Annotated in this window: 12 protein-coding genes; 4 read left to right on the top strand and 8 right to left on the bottom strand. The window is 43.8% G+C overall.

The features are described 5' to 3' along the window. Positions 1-104 precede the first annotated feature (104 nt). From acnD to LK453_RS11050, 8 genes are all read right to left on the bottom strand, one after another. Positions 105-2,756 (bottom strand): Fe/S-dependent 2-methylisocitrate dehydratase AcnD, encoded by a 2,652-nt coding sequence (gene acnD / locus LK453_RS11015; RefSeq protein ID WP_201541750.1) that lies wholly within the window; start codon positions 2,754-2,756, stop codon positions 105-107. 187 nt (positions 2,757-2,943) lie between these two features. Then, complete coding sequence (gene prpC / locus LK453_RS11020; RefSeq protein ID WP_201533639.1) at positions 2,944-4,074, bottom strand: bifunctional 2-methylcitrate synthase/citrate synthase; 1,131 nt, start codon at positions 4,072-4,074, stop codon at positions 2,944-2,946. Positions 4,075-4,177: 103 nt separating this feature from the next. Then, a complete protein-coding gene (gene prpB / locus LK453_RS11025; protein ID WP_201533642.1) occupies positions 4,178-5,071 on the bottom strand; it encodes a methylisocitrate lyase in 894 nt (297 codons plus the stop codon). A 405-nt stretch (positions 5,072-5,476) separates the two neighbouring features. Beyond that, positions 5,477-6,433: a LysR substrate-binding domain-containing protein gene (locus LK453_RS11030; protein ID WP_201528721.1), complete on the bottom strand. Its 957-nt coding sequence runs from the start codon at positions 6,431-6,433 to the stop codon at positions 5,477-5,479. A 149-nt stretch (positions 6,434-6,582) separates the two neighbouring features. After that, positions 6,583-7,341, bottom strand: a complete 759-nt coding sequence (locus tag LK453_RS11035) for a hypothetical protein (protein ID WP_201528723.1) — start codon at positions 7,339-7,341, stop codon at positions 6,583-6,585. A gap of 416 nt (positions 7,342-7,757) precedes the next feature. Further along, positions 7,758-9,032 carry an NRAMP family divalent metal transporter gene (locus LK453_RS11040; RefSeq protein ID WP_201528725.1) on the bottom strand — a complete coding sequence of 425 codons (1,275 nt, stop codon included), beginning with the start codon at positions 9,030-9,032 and terminating at the stop codon, positions 7,758-7,760. A 78-nt stretch (positions 9,033-9,110) separates the two neighbouring features. Further along, the gene (locus LK453_RS11045; RefSeq protein WP_201528727.1) at positions 9,111-10,358 is read right to left on the bottom strand and encodes an NRAMP family divalent metal transporter; all 1,248 of its coding nucleotides are present in this window, start codon (positions 10,356-10,358) and stop codon (positions 9,111-9,113) included. A 355-nt stretch (positions 10,359-10,713) separates the two neighbouring features. After that, the gene (locus LK453_RS11050; RefSeq protein ID WP_201528729.1) at positions 10,714-11,385 is read right to left on the bottom strand and encodes a TetR/AcrR family transcriptional regulator; all 672 of its coding nucleotides are present in this window, start codon (positions 11,383-11,385) and stop codon (positions 10,714-10,716) included. A 195-nt stretch (positions 11,386-11,580) separates the two neighbouring features. On the opposite strand from LK453_RS11050, the gene LK453_RS11055 reads away from it, so the two are divergent. The 4 genes from LK453_RS11055 to LK453_RS11070 all read left to right on the top strand — a co-directional run bounded on the left by LK453_RS11055 (position 11,581) and on the right by LK453_RS11070 (position 17,558). Beyond that, entirely contained in the window at positions 11,581-12,732 is a 1,152-nt protein-coding gene (locus LK453_RS11055) for an acyl-CoA dehydrogenase family protein (protein ID WP_201528731.1), read from the top strand. A gap of 267 nt (positions 12,733-12,999) precedes the next feature. Beyond that, on the top strand, positions 13,000-14,208 hold the full coding sequence (locus tag LK453_RS11060) for an acetyl-CoA C-acetyltransferase (protein WP_201528733.1): 1,209 nt from the start codon (positions 13,000-13,002) through the stop codon (positions 14,206-14,208). A 115-nt stretch (positions 14,209-14,323) separates the two neighbouring features. Further along, a complete protein-coding gene (locus LK453_RS11065) occupies positions 14,324-16,495 on the top strand; it encodes a 3-hydroxyacyl-CoA dehydrogenase NAD-binding domain-containing protein (RefSeq protein ID WP_201528735.1) in 2,172 nt (723 codons plus the stop codon). Further along, positions 16,488-17,558: a CaiB/BaiF CoA transferase family protein gene (locus LK453_RS11070; protein ID WP_201541732.1), complete on the top strand. Its 1,071-nt coding sequence runs from the start codon at positions 16,488-16,490 to the stop codon at positions 17,556-17,558. Before LK453_RS11065 ends, LK453_RS11070 begins: the two co-directional genes overlap by 8 nt. Positions 17,559-17,580 lie beyond the last annotated feature (22 nt).

The raw sequence follows: 17,580 nt of genomic DNA on the forward strand, positions 1-17,580 counted from the left end.
AACACACCTAAAGATTATCTTAAATCATTATATTAAATTAAAAACGATGTTGTATAGTTATACAACATCGTAGGTATACTTGTTTATAAATACATATATTAACGCTAAGCCACATTTCCTGCTAAAAACTCTTTAGCAAAACGCTGCAACATACCGCCTGAATGATACATCTTAACTTCATCTGCTGTATCTAAGCGGCATTTGACAGGGGCTCTGTCTACGCTGCCATCTTTACGATGGATAACTAGGGTCATTGTGCCACCAGCAGACACTTCACCTTCGATATCGAACACTTCTGTACCATCGATATTCAAAGTTTTACGGGTAGTGCCAGCCTCAAATTGAAGAGGTAGCGCGCCCATGCCCACTAAGTTTTGACGGTGGATACGCTCGAAATCTTCAGCGACCACACACTCAACACCCGCCAAGCGAACCCCTTTGGCTGCCCAGTCACGGCTTGAACCTTGACCATAGCCATCACCAGCGATGATGATTAACGGCTGCTTACGATCCATATAGGTTTCAATCGCTTCCCACATGCGCATGGTTTCGCCTTCTGGTTCAACACGGGCTAATGAGCCTTGAATAACGTCACCATTTTCATCACGAACCATCTCATTTAGCAGTTTTGGGTTAGCAAAAGTGGCTCGTTGAGCGGTTAGATGGTCACCGCGGTGAGTGGCATATGAGTTGTAGTCCTCAGCCGGAAGACCCATGGTGTCCAAATACTCGCCAGCAGCACTGTCCGGCATAATGGCGTTAGAAGGTGACAAGTGGTCAGTGGTGATGTTGTCCCCTAAGACCGCTAACGGACGCATACCCTTGAGTTTATTAGCTTCTGCCATAGCGCCTTCCCAATAAGGAGGACGGCGAATATAAGTACTCATCTCACGCCAGTTGTACTGAGGATCAGTGACAGCATCATGACGTTCGGCATCAACAATACCTTCATCAAACATAGGGATATAGACTTTGCTGTACTGTTCTGGTTTCACCGCAGAGGCAACAATGGCATCAACTTCGGCATCATCAAACCAGATGTCTTTTAAGTAGACATCATTGCCATCTTGGTCTTGACCAAGTGGATCTTTTTCAATATCAAATCTGATAGAGCCTGCGATAGCATAAGCAACGACTAACGGCGGTGAGGCTAAGAAAGCTTGCTTAGCGTAAGGATGGATACGACCATCAAAGTTACGGTTACCCGATAGTACCGCAGTCGCAAACAAATCACGGTCTATAATCTCTTGCTGAATCTCAGGCTCAAGCGCACCACTCATACCATTACAGGTCGTACAAGCAAAGGCGACCACGTCAAAGCCAAGGCCTTGTAAGTCAGGCATTAGATTGGCTTCTTCTAAATACAGTTTTACCGCTTTTGAGCCAGGTGCTAAAGATGATTTTACCCAAGGTTTGCGCACTAAGCCTTTTTTGAGGGCATTACGTGCCACAATACCGGCAGCAATCATGTTGCGTGGGTTAGAGGTATTGGTACAACTGGTAATAGCGGCAATAATAACGGCACCATCAGGCATTGAACCATCTTCCGGCGCTGTCGGATCATAGTTCTCTTGGGCGATACCTTTATTAACCAAATCTGTCGTCGATACACGAGCATGTGGCTTTGATGGGCCGGCAATATTACGCACAACTTTAGATAAATCAAATTTTAAGACGCGAGCGTATTCCGCTTCTTTCATGCCATCTGCCCATAAGCCAGCTTGTTTGGCATAGGCTTCAACGACTTTAATTTGCTGCTCTGTACGGCCAGTCAAACGCAGATAATCAATGGTTTGCTCATCAATATAGAACATCACAGCGGTTGCGCCATATTCAGGCGTCATGTTTGAGATAGAAGCTCGGTCGCCCACAGATAGGCTACGAGCGCCATCACCAAAGCATTCTACATAAGCTGAGACCACGCCTTCATCGCGTAAAAATTCAGTCATAGCCAGCACTAAATCTGTACCGGTAATACCAGGTTGTAACTTGCCCGTTAATTCTAGACCGATAATATCAGGTAGGCGCATATAAGAGGGGTTACCTAGCATAACGCTTTCGGCTTCAAGTCCGCCCACACCAATTGAGATAACCCCTAGAGCATCAACCATCGGGGTGTGACTGTCGGTACCAACCAAGGTATCTGGGTAGGCCACAGGCTTACCATCTTTTTTATCGGCAATAACCTGAACCACAGGCGACATTTTCTCAAGGTTAATCTGGTGCATAATGCCGTTGCCAGGCGGTACTACGTTCACATTATCAAAGGCATATTCACACCAATTGATAAAGTGAAAACGATCTTCGTTACGACGATCTTCAATCGCACGATTCTTCTCAAAGGCATTCTCTTCATAGCCGGCATGTTCAACCGCTAATGAATGATCCACAATTAGCTGAGTTGGAACAATTGGGTTTACTTTTGAAGGATCACCGCCTTCTGCAGCAATCGCATCACGTAGACCTGCTAAGTCAACAAAAGCTGTCTGACCTAAGATGTCATGACAGACAACGCGAGCTGGATACCAAGGGAAATCAACTTCCTGCTTGCGGTAGATGTGCTGAGATAGTGCTTCTTTTAAGTCCTCAGGTGGGCAACGACGCACTAAGTTCTCACACAAGACTTTTGAGCTAAAAGGCAGCTTGGCATAAGCGCCTGGTTCAATATCATTAACCGCTTGCTCAACATCGAAGTAATACAAACCACTGTCTTCACCATTGGGTAAAGGTAGCGGCTTTTTGAAGTCTTGATTCATCGGCTGCGGGTGTTTGTGAGTGAGCGTTGGCTGTTGGCTGTTTTGATTTGGCATAACGGGCCATCCTTAATAATTAATTTATTGAATTGCAAAAGGGGTGTCTGACATTAAATATACCATTGCCGGACACTCCCTTTTTTTGAATAGCGTTTTTGTGGGCTAATATTTTATTGGTTTAAAGAAGCTATTAGCCACGCTCGCCAATCGCCGTTACCGATCTTGGCTCTTCACCGATGTATTCAGCACTCGGACGAATGATACGGTTATTGGCGCGTTGCTCAAATACGTGAGCCGCCCAACCAGTCAAGCGAGAACACACAAAGATTGGGGTGAATAACTTGGTTGGAATGCCCATAAAATTATAGGTAGAAGCATGGAAGAAATCAGCGTTACAGAATAATTTCTTCTCACGCCACATGACCTCTTCACAGCGTACAGAGACTGGGTATAGCACTTCGTCACCCACATCAGCAGCAAGTTTCTCTGCCCATTGTTTGATAATCACGTTACGTGGATCTGAGTCGCTATAAATAGCGTGACCAAAGCCCATAATTTTGTCTTTACGCTCAAGCATACCCATTAGGCCAGCTTCTGCTGCTTCTGGAGAGTCAAAGCTTTCAATCAACTCCATTGCTGCCTCATTGGCACCGCCATGTAATGGGCCACGTAATGAGCCGATGGCGCCAGTGATACATGAGAAGATGTCGGATAGGGTAGACGCACAAACACGAGCAGTAAAGGTAGAAGCGTTAAACTCGTGCTCAGCGTATAAGATTAACGATACGTTCATTACATGCTCATGAAGCTCGCTAGGCTTTTCGCCTTTAAGAAGCTGTAAGAAATGACCACCAATGGTTTCTGCATCGGTAACACAGTCAATTTTTACGCCTTCATGACTAAAGCGGTACCAGTAGTTAATGATGGCTGGGAACGCAGATAACATACGATTGGTTTTGTCCAATTGCTGCTCAAAGCTATCTTCAGGCTCTAAATTACCCAACATTGAACAGCCGGTACGTAACACATCCATTGGGTGTGCGTCTTGAGGAATACGCTCTAGTACGTCTTTTAAAGCTTGGGGCAAATCACGCAACTGTTTTAACGTGGCTTTGTATTCATCCAATTGAGCTTGAGTCGGCAATTCACCATAAAGTAGCAAATACGCCACTTCTTCAAAAATACACTGTTCAGCCAGTTCGCTTACATCGTAGCCACGATAGGTTAAACCTGAGCCTGATTTACCTACGGTAGATAATGATGTTTTTCCGGCTACTTGTCCACGTAAGCCTGCGCCTGTTAACTGTTTACCTGCTGCCATAATAGTTTCCTTTCAATGAGGTGACGGTATGATTGAGTCATTCAATCTAGTGATTTTTAGAATATTAAGTTTATTGTCTAAATAAAGAGTAGATTCCTTTACTCTATTTTTTTTGAGCGAATAACTGATCCAGCTTTTGTTCAAATTCATGATAATTTAAGAAATCATATAGCTCCATACGGGTTTGCATGGTGTCAACGACCGCTTGTTGGGTACCATCATTCAGTAGATGCTGATACACGTTCAACGCTGCTTTATTCATAGCACGGAAGGCAGACAGTGGGTATAGCACCATATCAACGCCCACACTATATAGTTGTTCAGTGGTATACAAATCAGTTTGACCGAATTCAGTCATGTTTGCCAAAACAGGAATATCTAAAACATCAGTGAACTTGCGATACATTTCAATATCAGTTAATGCTTCAGCAAAAATCATATCGGCGCCAGCTTCCTGAAAGGCCACCGCACGTTCCACTGCTGCCTCTAAGCCTTCTACTGATAACGCATCCGTACGCGCCATCACTACAAAATCTGAGTCTACTTTCGCATCGAGAGCGGCTTTAAGACGGTCTACCATTTCACTGGTCGAAACTATTTCTTTATTAGGACGGTGACCACAACGTTTTTGAGCCACTTGGTCTTCGATATGCACGGCTGCAACGCCTGCTTTTTCCATCTTTTTGATGGTTTGTGAGATATTAAATGCGCCACCCCAACCTGTATCGATATCGACCAATAGCGGCGTATCTACGGCATTGGTAATGCGGCTAGCGTCTTCTAAAACGTTATCCAAACTGGTCATGCCTAAGTCAGGTAAACCATAAGAGGCATTGGCCACGCCAGCACCTGATAGATAAATCGCTTTATGGCCCACTTGTTTGGCCATCATTGCAGTGTAAGCATTGATGGTGCCGACGATTTGAAGAGGTTGGTTATTTGATTTTTGTTCAGAGATGGCATCGCGGAAGCGCTTGCCTGCAGAATTGATGGTCATAGTCTGTCCTTAGATCAGCGAGGGGGTGTTATAAAAAAGTGGTATAAAAGAAGTATTACAAAATTGATTGTCTTTGTTTTGAGATAGATTACCGCTTAATAGACACATAGGGAAGAGGCTTGATTCAATATTTGTTTAGATAAATTAATATATTTATCTGTATTAACTAACATTATTCAGATAATGAATGATTATATTCATTTTAGAGGGTTTTAGCAGGTCACCTATTTAGTATTTGTCTAATAGAGAGGTCGGATGGGTGTTGAATTTTACATTTTGTTACAATTATCTGAAATTGCTACCTGCTTTACCTAATTACTGAGAATTTCACGGAAATCCATAGGCTAGGTACTCATGCCTCTAAATTTGGAAGTTAGCCACTATGTTGTAGTGGCTGTATTAACCTTATTGAACTCGGCGGTAAGTGACGCCGCGTTCTTCATAAAGCTGATATATCACCTCAAGCATGATTTCTAAGGCAGGATGTGTTGGATTTTGCAGAGCGCACAAATATATCGGGGAGGTGGCATCTTCATGGATTAACTTACGATAGCGAATCTGTTCGGTTCGTACCGACTTTAAGCTATCAGGCACAAGCGTGACTCCCTCACCAGCAGCTACTAAGCCCAGTGCTATCTGAATGTCACTAACAAAGGTGGTCTGATGCGGCAAAGCAGACTGCTTGGCAAATAGATGTAATAACGGCTCACTAATCTGAGCAGGGCTATCTGCCTCAAGGCTATTAGAGGGATCCGTACTGACGGCAGGCAAGTGGGTCTGGTGATATAAAATCACACGGCTGTCTTGTAGCTGTGACAAGTGAATGATCTGGTGGTGAGCCAGCGCATGGCTATTAGGCAAGGCCGCCACATAACGCTCATGGCGCAATAACAACTGCTTGATGTTGGGATCGTCATGAGCAAAGCGGCCAAAGCCCACATCAATTTCACCAGACTTTAGAGCACTGACTTGCTTAAAAGAGCTGATGTCCTTTAGATGCACTGCTAAGTTCGGCAGACGCTGCTTAAGCCGTGAAATAATAGTGGGCAGTAAACCATACAATACTGAGGGCACAAACCCTATATTCAGTGTATCCGGTGGGTGCGCCATTTTTTGAGTTAGAGTAATACTACTGTCCAATTCCTTTAGAATAGTGTCTACTTTTTCGTAAAAGAACCTCCCAGCAGGCGTTAACTGTAGTGGCCGATGATAACGGTCAATCAGCTCTACGCCGATATCATCTTCTAATTGCTTAATTAATCGACTTAAAGTTGGCTGAGACAATTGAGTGACTGACACCGCGTCACTAAAGCTTTTTAGCTGTGCCACTGTATGAAAAGCTGTCAGTCTCTTTAATTGCATTTATGCCTCACACTGCTAGAGCAATATTTAAAGTAATCGGTAATAGCTTGTTGTTTCAAATCTTAGGGTCACTATTTTAAGGTCGCTATAAAGATACTCATGACTTTAAAAATACACCCAAAGATAGCCCTCATAATAAGATTTAGATGTTATTCAAACACAATCTCGCGGCCATCTGCGAATGTCATGCTGCCCTTGGTGATTACTATCTCAATATTTTCAGGACTTTGAATGGCTTTCATCACATTAGTGTCTGAGATACTGACATCAGCCACTATTTTATTGGCATTTTTGGGAGCGATGGGCGGCTCAAATTTAGTCAAAGGAATGACCACTGGTTTGGGCTTCTTAAATGCCGGATAGCGTAAAAGCAACGTGCCCTTAAAGCTGGTAATGGCGCTGTCAGCCGTATTGGCCAAAACAAATGACAACTCCACATTATTCAGGCTGTCCGTTTCACTGGTATGCGCAGGCAATAAGGTGATGGTAAAGTCTTGCTGCTGTGTGCCTTGACTAACAGGGCTCTTGCGCCCTGTTGGATTGGTAGGGTGCAGGGCTTCATATTGGCGTTGTTGTTCTAGCGCTTTACCGACAGTGATTCTTGGCATGGCACCTTTTTCATAGGCCTCACTCAAGCGCATGCGTAGCATATAACGGCTTAACAGCTGCCTATCTTCTTCAGAGAGCTGATCTAAGGTATCGCCTAATTTATCCTGCCACTTTTCAGAGTCGGTGGGAATGGTCTGTAGCATTGGATTTTGTGGCTTGCTATCACAGCCAGTTAGTAATATTGGACTACCACACAAGGCGAGCAAAAGAGCAATGCCATAGCGAGCAGCAGCTTTGCGCTTGGGGGCATCAGTAGGCTGAATCTTGTCAGCAGCGTTTGAAAACCCTAAATCTTTCATATAAGCCTCCAATGCCTATCCTAAAAATTATTGAACTGCGGTGTTACCCATTCTTTTAATTGTCTATTCGATTATTATTCAATTTATTCAATTTTAAATAATAGGGTCACAGCGAGGTCAGCGTATTGTGGTTAAGACTATATACCGTAATCATCGGCGGATACAACTGCAAATTCACAAACCGTATAATGCCGCCGCTAAAATAACCCCTAAATAACTCAGCACCTGATGCACAGTGCTGTACAAAATCTTGTACAAAGCCCTGTACAAAGCTTTGTATAGAACCTTGTATAGAGCTTCTCACATAATTTTATGCAGACAAATTACGGCCAATAAAAAGGGCTGTCTTGATTCAAAACAGCCCTAAAAAGGTTTATATAGGTATTGATCGCTACTTATAACTAGGATGGGGTTGTTTAGTCAATAAAGCCCATCAACTGTGCCATAAATAACAAAGCAATACCCCCTAAGAAAATCAAACCTGAAATACTATACAAATTCATAATAGGTGATAATTTTTGATGATTTTTGGCCAATGAATAGTTTAACCACCCAAAGATAGGGGCAGAGACAAAGGCGGTAATCATCGCGAATTTAAGCATGGCACCAAGCTGGCCGGTAAAGAAGGTAATGAGAATAAACCCGCCCCAAGCACAGTAAGTGGTCCACACCAAAATTTGCTTCTGTGACACTTCCATATCGCCTTTGATTAAGCGCCAGCTTTCAGCGTTAACTCGGCCATAGCCATCGGCACAGGTGATGGTGGTACCAAACATAACCATAAAGGCAATAAAAGCGACTAGCAATCTTGACCATTCACCAATGGTGGCCGTATACATATTAATCAACTGGTCGACATAGGCGCCGCCTTGAGTTTGAATTTCCACCCCAGAACCGTACTGCACATATACGCCCAATGCTAAGAATAATAAGGCCAAAATAGAGGTGGCAATAAAGCCGACATTAAAGTCGATTAAACCTTGGCGGTGCGTGGTGTGATCATTTTTAACTTTAGCAGAAATCCACATAGAGTTAATGGCTGAAAACTCAAGCGGTGCTGGCATCCAACCCATAAGAGCCACGATAAAGGCTAGGGTCGCCATATTCCAAGGGGAAGTGGCGACAAAGTCAGGCGCAATGGCGGTAGGCTTGCCAGCAGCAATGATAACTGCCGCTAAGGTTGCCAAGGTCAATGCCACCATAATCCATTTGGTCAACTTATCGAGCATCTTATAGTGACCGAGGATCAAGAATATCCAAGTCACACCCATCACTATTAAAGACAAGGTCGTGGTAGATAAGCCCCAACTTTCTGGCAACATAAAGCCTAGGATAACTGCGGCTAATAGGGCGACGGCACCGGTACTGATGACCGATGCTGCTAAAGATAAGATAAAGAACGCCCAAAGATATAACTTTGACTTTTTAGCATAGCCTGCTACCAAAGAGTCGCCGGTCTCATAGACATAGTCCGTACCGAATTTAAAGAACGGATATTTAAAGAAGTTAGCCAAAATAATCATAATCGCTAGTTGCCAGCCGTATAATGCACCGGCTTGGGTCGATGAGATTAAATGCGAGCCACCAATGGCTGCGGTGGCTAATAAAATACCAGGGCCAAAGTTTTTCCAATTGAATCCAACGTTACTTTGGGCTGAACTTTGGGCTGAATGAGTAGAAGAGGTGCTCATTAGTTAATTACCTTAAATGCGGTTGTGTCTGATAAAGGGTGTCTGCTAGGCAGAGTCATTAGAGTTATTTATTGCAATTTAAGCGATTAAACCGGTTAGCTGGGCCATAAATAATAGAGCCACAGCTGCTAGAAAAATAAGTCCAGAAATACTATAAACAGTCATGCCCGTTGACAGCTGTTTTTGGCTTTTGATTAATGAGTAGTTAAGCCAGCCAAATACCGGAGCCAACACAAAGGCTGAAATCATGGCAAACTTCAACATGCTACCAAGCTGACCTTGGAAGAAAGTGATCACAATAAAGCCGCCCAATACAGTGTAAGTGGTCCAAAATAAGATTTGCTTATTGCTCGCCTCAGCACCGCCTTTGATAAGACGCGTACTTTCCGCCAATGAGCGACCATAACCATCCGCACAGGCCACGGTTGTGCCAAACATCACCATAAAGGCCACAAAGGCCACCAATGATTTAGACCAGTCGCCAATGGTGGCGGTATACATATTAATCAGCTGACCAATATAAGCCCCACCTTGCATCTCAATTTCAGCGCCAGAACCGTACTGAACAAATACCCCCAAAGCCAAGAAAAACAATGCCAAAATAGCACTTGAGATATAACCAGCATTGAAATCAATTAAGCCTTGTCTGTGCGTGGTGTGGTCGGTTTTTACTTTTTCTTTGGTCCACATCGAGGTCATGGCGGCAAATTCAAGTGGTGCAGGCATCCAGCCCATTAACGCCACAATAAATCCTAAAGAAGCCATATTCCAAGGTGACATTTCTACGAAGTCGGGGACTCTGGCAATTGGCTTGCCAGCAGCAATAAACACCGCCAAGATTGTAGTGATAATAAGCGCTGCCATAATCCACTTATTAAACTGGTCCAGCAATTTGTAATGGCCTAGCACCAAAAACAACCAAGACACACCCATTACTAATAGCGAGACCAGAGTGATGGACATTAATCCTTCAGGTAACATGAACTGTAAAATAACAGAGGTTAATAATGCCACTGCGCCAACGCTAATTACCGCCGAAGCCAATAGCAGTATGGTGTATACCCACAAATAAACCATAGACTTCTTGGCGTAGCCCGCAATGAGCGACTCACCTGTGTCATAGACATAGTCTGTGCTAAATTTAAAAAAGGGATATTTAAAGAAGTTGGCTAAGATAATCATAATCGCCAATTGCCAGCCGTATAGTGCCCCGGCTTGGGTCGATGAGATTAAGTGAGAACCACCCACTGCCCCTGTTGCCAATAAGATACCTGGCCCAAAAATTCGCCAGTTTAGCTTTTCCTTGTTAGGAGATACTTCGCTCATATATACCTCAATGAGTAGTTGGTAGTGGGTTGATTTTGAAAAGCTCAATATACTAGCATGTATGATTTGGGAAACTATTCAATATGGTTATACTGCCTCTACCTTATGGTTATGAAAATAAGAGCATTATTACGCTGTTACACTGTATTTACGTCCGTTGCACATGCACTTATAAACTATTAGTTTCCCAATTCTGTAAGTTATAACTATATTTTATTGATTAATCAAGTACGGCATAAAATGAGTATGCCTAGGATGGCGATTTTTACCTATCATTTTCATTTATTATTTGAAATAAACCTAACGATAAGCTTGCGCATAAAGCCATGAGTTATGAGACATTCTATGGCAGAAGCTACGAGGCGTTTGGCTTGGAAATCGCCCGCCATAGTATTTGAAATAAATCATCAAAATTAGCTGTTAAAGGAGTAGTGGACTTTCTAATCACCTGCATGGTGCCAATACGCATCACAAACCCCATAAACACATCAAATAATACGTATAGCGGCACATTGTCATTTAATACCCCGCGGCTTTGGCCGTCTGCTAGCACACTGGTAAATGCTGTAATAAGCTCTTCATTTTCATAAATCGATATTTTGCGAATGTCCGTCGCAGATACTGAGGTCAGTACTGTTATCGCATCGGGGTGACTGTCTACAAAATCAAACACTACCCATAACGTCTTTCTAAGCCTATCTTCTACACTGTCGATGCCCTGCAAGTGGTCCATCATACGCACCGCAAGCCGGCCAAGCACTCTATCCATAATGGTATGAAACACCGTCTGTTTATCACCAAAGTATTTATATAAGGTTTGCAAAGACACGTTTGCGGTTTTTGCGATCTGAATCATGGTGACTTCTTGCGCATTCTCTCCAGCAAATAGTTGATGTACTGCTTTTTCGATATTGTCTAAGGTGGCAGGGCGCATTTTAGATAAAGGGGCTAATGTTTTATTGTCTACCACATCAGTTTCATTCAAACCGTCGGTTTTGGCTTTAGAAGTAACAGGTTTGTTGCTCATATATTCCTCTACTAAAGATAGGTAATTATAATTACCATTTAAAAGTAAGTTATTGCTAATAAAAATATTTTTTTGTAGTATAAGTCTGCAAACCCGATAATAGCAAGCTTAAACAGCTAGTTAACATATTTGGAATACGGTAATAATTATTACCATAAAATATTTTATTCACCTAACACGTTATGGAATGACGATATGAGCATTGATACTTTTAAAAGCAATTGGATGACTGAAGAACATGAAATGGTATATGAAAGTGCCTTAAAAATGTTCCAAAGTTGGGAAGATAAAGATGAGCAGTGGCGTGAAAACGGCAAGATTGACCGTGAAGCGTGGAATGAAGCAGGTGAGATGGGCTTTTTATGTGCCTCAATGCCAGAAGAGTACGGCGGTGGCGGTGGTGACTTCGGTCATGAAGCTGCTATTCTTTTGGCTCAAGCACAAGCCAACCAAGCCGGTTTTGGCGGTATGGTTCACTCAGGTATCGTGGCACCTTATATTTTAAAGCATGGTACTGAAGAGCAAAGAAAAGCTTGGATTCCTAAATTGGCTACCGGCGAATATGTGGGCGCCATTGCCATGACTGAGCCAACCACAGGCTCTGACTTACAAGCAATTAAAACCTATGCAGTTAAAGATGGTGACGACTACATCATTAATGGGTCTAAAACTTTCATCACTAATGGTCAACATGCCAACCTAATCGTATTGGCTTGTAAAACAGACCGTGAGAAGGGCGCACAGGGCGTTTCATTAATCGTGGTTGAAACAGATGGTTTAGAAGGGTTTGAGCGTGGCCGTAATCTTAAGAAAACCGGTTTATCCGCTCAAGATACCTCAGAGCTATTCTTTAGTAATGTCCGTGTACCACAAAAGAACTTATTAGGCAGCGTCGAAGGACTTGGCTTTATCCAAATGATGCAAGAGTTGCCTCAAGAGCGTCTGATTATTGCGTTAACCGGTTGCGGTGCTATTAAACTGGCGTTAGAGCTGACCCTTGACTATGTTAAACAGCGTGAGGCGTTTGGTCGTCCTATTTGGAAATTCCAAAACACCCGCTTTAAATTAGCGGAAGTACAAGCCGATTATTTAGCGGTACGTGCGCTATGTGACTCTGCTGTTGAGGCCATGATTGAGGGCAAACTTACTGCACCACAAGCCTCATTAATCAAATACTGGGTCACTGAAAAGCAGTGTAAAGTAATCGATGAGTGCTTACAGTTATTCGGTGGTTATGGTTATATGAGCGAATATCCAATCGCTCGTATGTACGCAGATGCTCGTGTACAGAAGATCTACGGTGGTACTAACGAGATTATGAAAGAGTTGGCTTCTCGCTTTATGTAGCCTCTCATCATGTAATGCTTAGTTTACCTTATAGCGTCACCTTAACTTGCTTAAGGTGACTGCCAAAAAGGTTGCTAAGCATTCATACTTACCTCAGTGGCTTTATTGTGGTTAATAAAAACGGGTCACTGAGTGTCTGCTTAATGTGCCATAATCAATTAAAGACAGTGTTGCCTTAAAGGCTACAAAGGTTAGATCAAGACTTTAAGGCAACACTAGACTGTCAATCGGTTCAAAACTATTTTAGAAAATCAAAAAGGGATTTTTATGACTGAAGTTGCCTATATTTATGACGCCATTCGCACCCCTCGTGGCAAAGGTAAGAAAGATGGATCTTTACATCAAGCCTCACCAATTTGGCTGGTTCGCACGCTATTAAAAGAGATGCAACAGCGCCACAACTTAGATACTAGTTTAGTAGACGATATCGTATTAGGCTGTGTCACCCCAGTTGGTGAGCAAGGCTCTGATATTGCCCGTATTGCTGCTATCGATGCCGAGTGGCATGAAAGCGTGGCCGGGTTAACTCTGTCACGCTTTTGTGCGTCTGGACTAGAGTCAATCAATTTAGCCGCTACCAAAGTCATGTCTGGTATGGAAGATTTGGTAGTTGCCGGTGGTGTAGAGTCTATGAGCCGTGTGCCAATGGGCTCAGATGGCGGTGCTTGGTATATGGATCCCCGTGTCAACGTTTCTACCCAGTTTGCGCCACAAGGTGTTGGCGCTGATGCCATTGCAACCTTGCGTGGTTTTACTCGTGAAGATGTGGATGCTTTTGCCACTGAATCCCACAGAAGAGCGGCTGCCGCTTGGGAAAATGGCTATTACAATAAGTCAGTGGTTCCTGTCACCGATATTAATGGTCTTTTATTATTAGACAAAGACGAGACCATTCGTCCAAATACCTCTGTCGAAACCCTAGCTAAATTAAACCCTTCATTCGCAATGCCTGGCAAGATGGGCTTTGATAGCGTAATTTTAGATAAATACACTACGATTGAAGACATCAATCACGTTCACCATGCGGGTAACTCTTCAGGTATCGTTGATGGGTCAGCTTTGTGCTTAGTAGGTAGTAGAGCCGCTGGCGAGAAAGCCGGTCTGAAGCCACGTGCCAAGATTACCATGGCCTCTGTTATTGGTTCAGAGCCTACTATTATGTTAACCGGTCCAACCCCAGCTTGTCAGAAAGCCCTAGATAAAGCGGGCATGACCGCTGCTGATATTGATCTTTGGGAAATTAACGAAGCCTTTGCTGCGGTACCAATGAATACCGCGGCTGACTTTGGCGTCTCCTTAGACAAAGTGAACGTTAATGGCGGCGCTATCGCCATGGGTCATCCGTTAGGGGCCACAGGCGCTATGCTAGTGACTACCGTACTGGATGAACTAGAACGCCGTGACTTAAATACCGCTATGATCACGCTGTGTGTGGGTGGTGGTATGGGTATTGCGACTATTATTGAGCGTGTTTAATAATGCTCAATCTATCGATTGCCAAGCTATCTATTGCAGGGTCACAAACTTATAGCGTCTAGATACGGACATAACATACGCCTTACATAAAGTGTAGAAATAATAAGGACATAACATGAGTACAAACAGCGTAAACGCCATTAATGCATTAAATAATTTCTCTGCAGAAGCAGACAACGGCATCATCACCGTTACCATCGATCAAAGCGATCGTAAAATGAATGTGATTGGCGATGGCTTCAATGAAGCATTTGCCACTTTGACCGATGCTTTTATCAGTGATGAAGAAGCCAAGGGCCTAATTTTAACTTCCGGTAAATCAACCTTTGTGGTCGGTGCCGATATCGATCAATTGGCCACTATCAAAACCGCAGAAGACGCTTTTGAGTTGGTAGAAGATTTAAAAACCAGCCTGCGTAAGTTAGAAACGTCAGGCAAACCAGTCGTAGCCGCCATTACCGGTACCGCCTTGGGTGGTGGTTTAGAATTGGCTTTGGCCTGTCATTACCGCATTGCTATTGATTCACCAAAGACCAAACTGGGTCTGCCAGAAGTGAAATTAGGTCTATTGCCAGGCGGTGGCGGTACTCAGCGTCTGCCACGTCTAGTAGGTATTCAAAAAGCACTAGAGTTAATGACTCAAGGCAAAGAGCTTCGTCCTCAGCAAGCTGTTGAAATTGGTGTTATCCATGATACAGCCAAAGACAACGAAGAGCTTATCAGTAAGGCTAAAGAATGGATCAACAACAACCCTAAAGCTAGCCAGCCTTGGGATGAAAGAGGTTTCAAAATTCCAGGAGGGGATAGTAAGCATCCTAAAGTGGTTCAGGTCTTCTCAATTGCGCCGGCCATGGCCAATCAAAAATCGCATGGCAATTATCCCGCCATCACGCACATTTTATCGAGTGTGTTTGAGGGCTGTTTAACCGACATCGATAATGGCCTCAAAATTGAGTCGCGTTATTTTGTGGCTTGTGCCTTATCTGATGTGTCTAAAAACATGATCAACACCCTTTGGACACAGCTGAATAATATTAAAAAAGGTCAGTCACGTCCTGAAGGATTTGAGCGCTCTAAAGTAAGCAAAGTAGGTATCCTTGGCGCTGGCATGATGGGCGCTGGCATTGCTTATGTTTCTGCCAAAGCGGGTATGGAGGTTGTGCTTTTAGATACCTCTATTGAAGGCGCGGAAAAAGGTAAAAACTATTCTACCAAGCTATTAGACAAGGCCATTAGCCGTGGTCGTTCAACGGCTGAAAAGAAACAAGCTTTACTGGATAAAATTAAGACCACTACATCTTATGAAGACCTAGAAGGTTGTGACTTAATTATTGAAGCCGTGTTTGAGGACATCGACGTTAAAGCGGCTTGTACTCGCAATGCTGAAGCAGTTATTCCAGAAACAGCCGTTTATGCCTCTAACACCTCAACATTACCGATTACTGAATTGGCCAAAGCCAGCAAACGTCCTAACCAGTTCATCGGTCTACATTTCTTCTCTCCGGTAGATAAGATGCCTTTGGTTGAAATTATTGTGGGTGAAGAGACGGATGACGCCACCTTAGCTAAAGGCTTTGATTATGTGGGTCAAATCGCTAAGACCCCAATCGTAGTCAATGACAGTCGCGGCTTCTATACTTCTCGTGTGTTTGGTACCTATGTCTCAGAAGGTATTGCAATGTTGGCCGAAGGTATTCACCCCCGTAGCATCGAAGTTGCCGGTTTAAAAGCGGGTATGCCAATGCCACCATTGGCCCTACAGGATGAGGTTTCATTAAGCTTGTCACTGCATGTTATGCAGCAGACAAAGCGTGCTTTAGAAGCCGAAGGTAAAACCTTTACCGCGCATCCTGCCATGCCAGTTGTTGAAAAAATGGTAAATGAGCTAGGACGTGAAGGTAAGAAGGTTGGCAAAGGTTTCTATGATTATCCAGAAAATGGTGAAAAACGCTTATGGCCTGAGCTGACCAACCTTTATCCAACCAAAGAGGCTCAACCTTCACAACAAGACTTAGTTGACCGTTTACTGTACGTTCAAGCCAATGAGACTGCCAAATGTTACGAGGAAAATGTGGTACGTTCAGTTGCCGATGCTAACGTTGGCTCTATCTTCGGTTGGGGCTTTGCACCAAACCAAGGCGGTACGCTGCAGTTTATTAACTCAGTAGGTGTTAAAAAGTTCGTTGAGCGTAGCCGTGAGCTTGCTGCAGCCTACGGCGAGCGTTTTGAACCCGCTAACATTTTAGTAGAAATGGCTGAAAAAGGTCAGGAGTTTATCGATGAGTAGTGCACTACTAGATCAAATGGCTGATTGTCTTCAAGGCATTAAAGTAGTTGATTTAACACGTAATTTGCCTGGTCCCTTTGCGACTAGGCTATTGGCAGACCTTGGCACACAAATCGTTAAGATTGAGCCACCACAAGGCGATCCCGCTCATGCGTTTGGTGAGTTATTTACCGCCCTAAATCATGGTAAAGACACTCAAAAAGTCGATTTCCGTGATGAAGCTGGTATCGAAGCGATCAAAGAGCAGATAAAAGATGCCGATGTTATGCTCGACAGCTTTCGTCCTGGGGTCTTAGAAGCCACAGGATTGAGTGCAGAAACTTTACACGCACTTAATCCAAAGTTGGTTATGGTATCTATTACGGGCTATGGTCATGCAGATGGCGAGGCCGTAACTCACGACTGGAGTCAAAAAGCCGGTCACGATATTAACTTTATGGCGATGAGTGGTGTGCTCGACCAGTTAAAGACAGCGGATGGCGGGCAAGCCATGCCTAACATTCAGTTTGCTGATCTAGCAGGGGGTAGTGATACCGCAGTGATAGCACTATTGGCAGCAGTTATTGCTGCCAAATCCACGGGCAAAGGTCGTCACATTAATATCAGTATGACCCACAGCTTATACCATCATATGGTGATGCCAAAGTCTACCGGTAAGCTTATCGAGCAGATGACGGGTAAAAAACCGGTTCCTCAGTATGACTTCTTAGGAGGTCTGTTGCCTTGCTATCGTTTATACAAGACGTCAGATGACCGTTACATGGCAGTAGGCTCGCTTGAGCTTAAATTTTGGCAGGGGCTTTGTGATGTACTGGAGTTAGCGGATTTAAAAAATACGCATTGGCAACGTGGGGTATTACCGAACATGCCAGACAGCCGTGCGGCCATGAAGACCGTGGCTGAGAAATTTGCAAGCCAGCCCTTATCGCATTGGCAACAAGTCTTTGCTGACACTGATGTTTGCGTAACCCCGGTACTTACGCTTGCAGAAGCACAACAACACCCCTTATTTGCCCATCAAGATCAGTATGGTGCTACTGCAGGTTGGCAAGTGGTGAGTTAGAGTGGGCGGGTTAGTGTTGACC

Source organism: Psychrobacter sanguinis (assembly GCF_020736705.1).
Lineage (GTDB): Bacteria > Pseudomonadota > Gammaproteobacteria > Pseudomonadales > Moraxellaceae > Psychrobacter > Psychrobacter sanguinis.

Bases quoted from the DNA above. Each gene is read 5' to 3' on its own strand.
- prpB (WP_201533642.1), bottom strand. From the start codon at position 5,071: ATGACCATCAATTCTGCAGGCAAGCGCTTCCGCGATGCCATCTCTGAA.
- LK453_RS11070 (WP_201541732.1), top strand. From the start codon at position 16,488: ATGAGTAGTGCACTACTAGATCAAATGGCTGATTGTCTTCAAGGCATT.
- LK453_RS11030 (WP_201528721.1), bottom strand. From the start codon at position 6,433: ATGCAATTAAAGAGACTGACAGCTTTTCATACAGTGGCACAGCTAAAA.
- prpC (WP_201533639.1), bottom strand. From the start codon at position 4,074: ATGGCAGCAGGTAAACAGTTAACAGGCGCAGGCTTACGTGGACAAGTA.
- LK453_RS11040 (WP_201528725.1), bottom strand. From the start codon at position 9,032: ATGAGCACCTCTTCTACTCATTCAGCCCAAAGTTCAGCCCAAAGTAAC.
- LK453_RS11060 (WP_201528733.1), top strand. From the start codon at position 13,000: ATGACTGAAGTTGCCTATATTTATGACGCCATTCGCACCCCTCGTGGC.
- acnD (WP_201541750.1), bottom strand. From the start codon at position 2,756: ATGAATCAAGACTTCAAAAAGCCGCTACCTTTACCCAATGGTGAAGAC.
- LK453_RS11035 (WP_201528723.1), bottom strand. From the start codon at position 7,341: ATGAAAGATTTAGGGTTTTCAAACGCTGCTGACAAGATTCAGCCTACT.
- LK453_RS11050 (WP_201528729.1), bottom strand. From the start codon at position 11,385: ATGAGCAACAAACCTGTTACTTCTAAAGCCAAAACCGACGGTTTGAAT.
- LK453_RS11045 (WP_201528727.1), bottom strand. From the start codon at position 10,358: ATGAGCGAAGTATCTCCTAACAAGGAAAAGCTAAACTGGCGAATTTTT.
- LK453_RS11065 (WP_201528735.1), top strand. From the start codon at position 14,324: ATGAGTACAAACAGCGTAAACGCCATTAATGCATTAAATAATTTCTCT.
- LK453_RS11055 (WP_201528731.1), top strand. From the start codon at position 11,581: ATGAGCATTGATACTTTTAAAAGCAATTGGATGACTGAAGAACATGAA.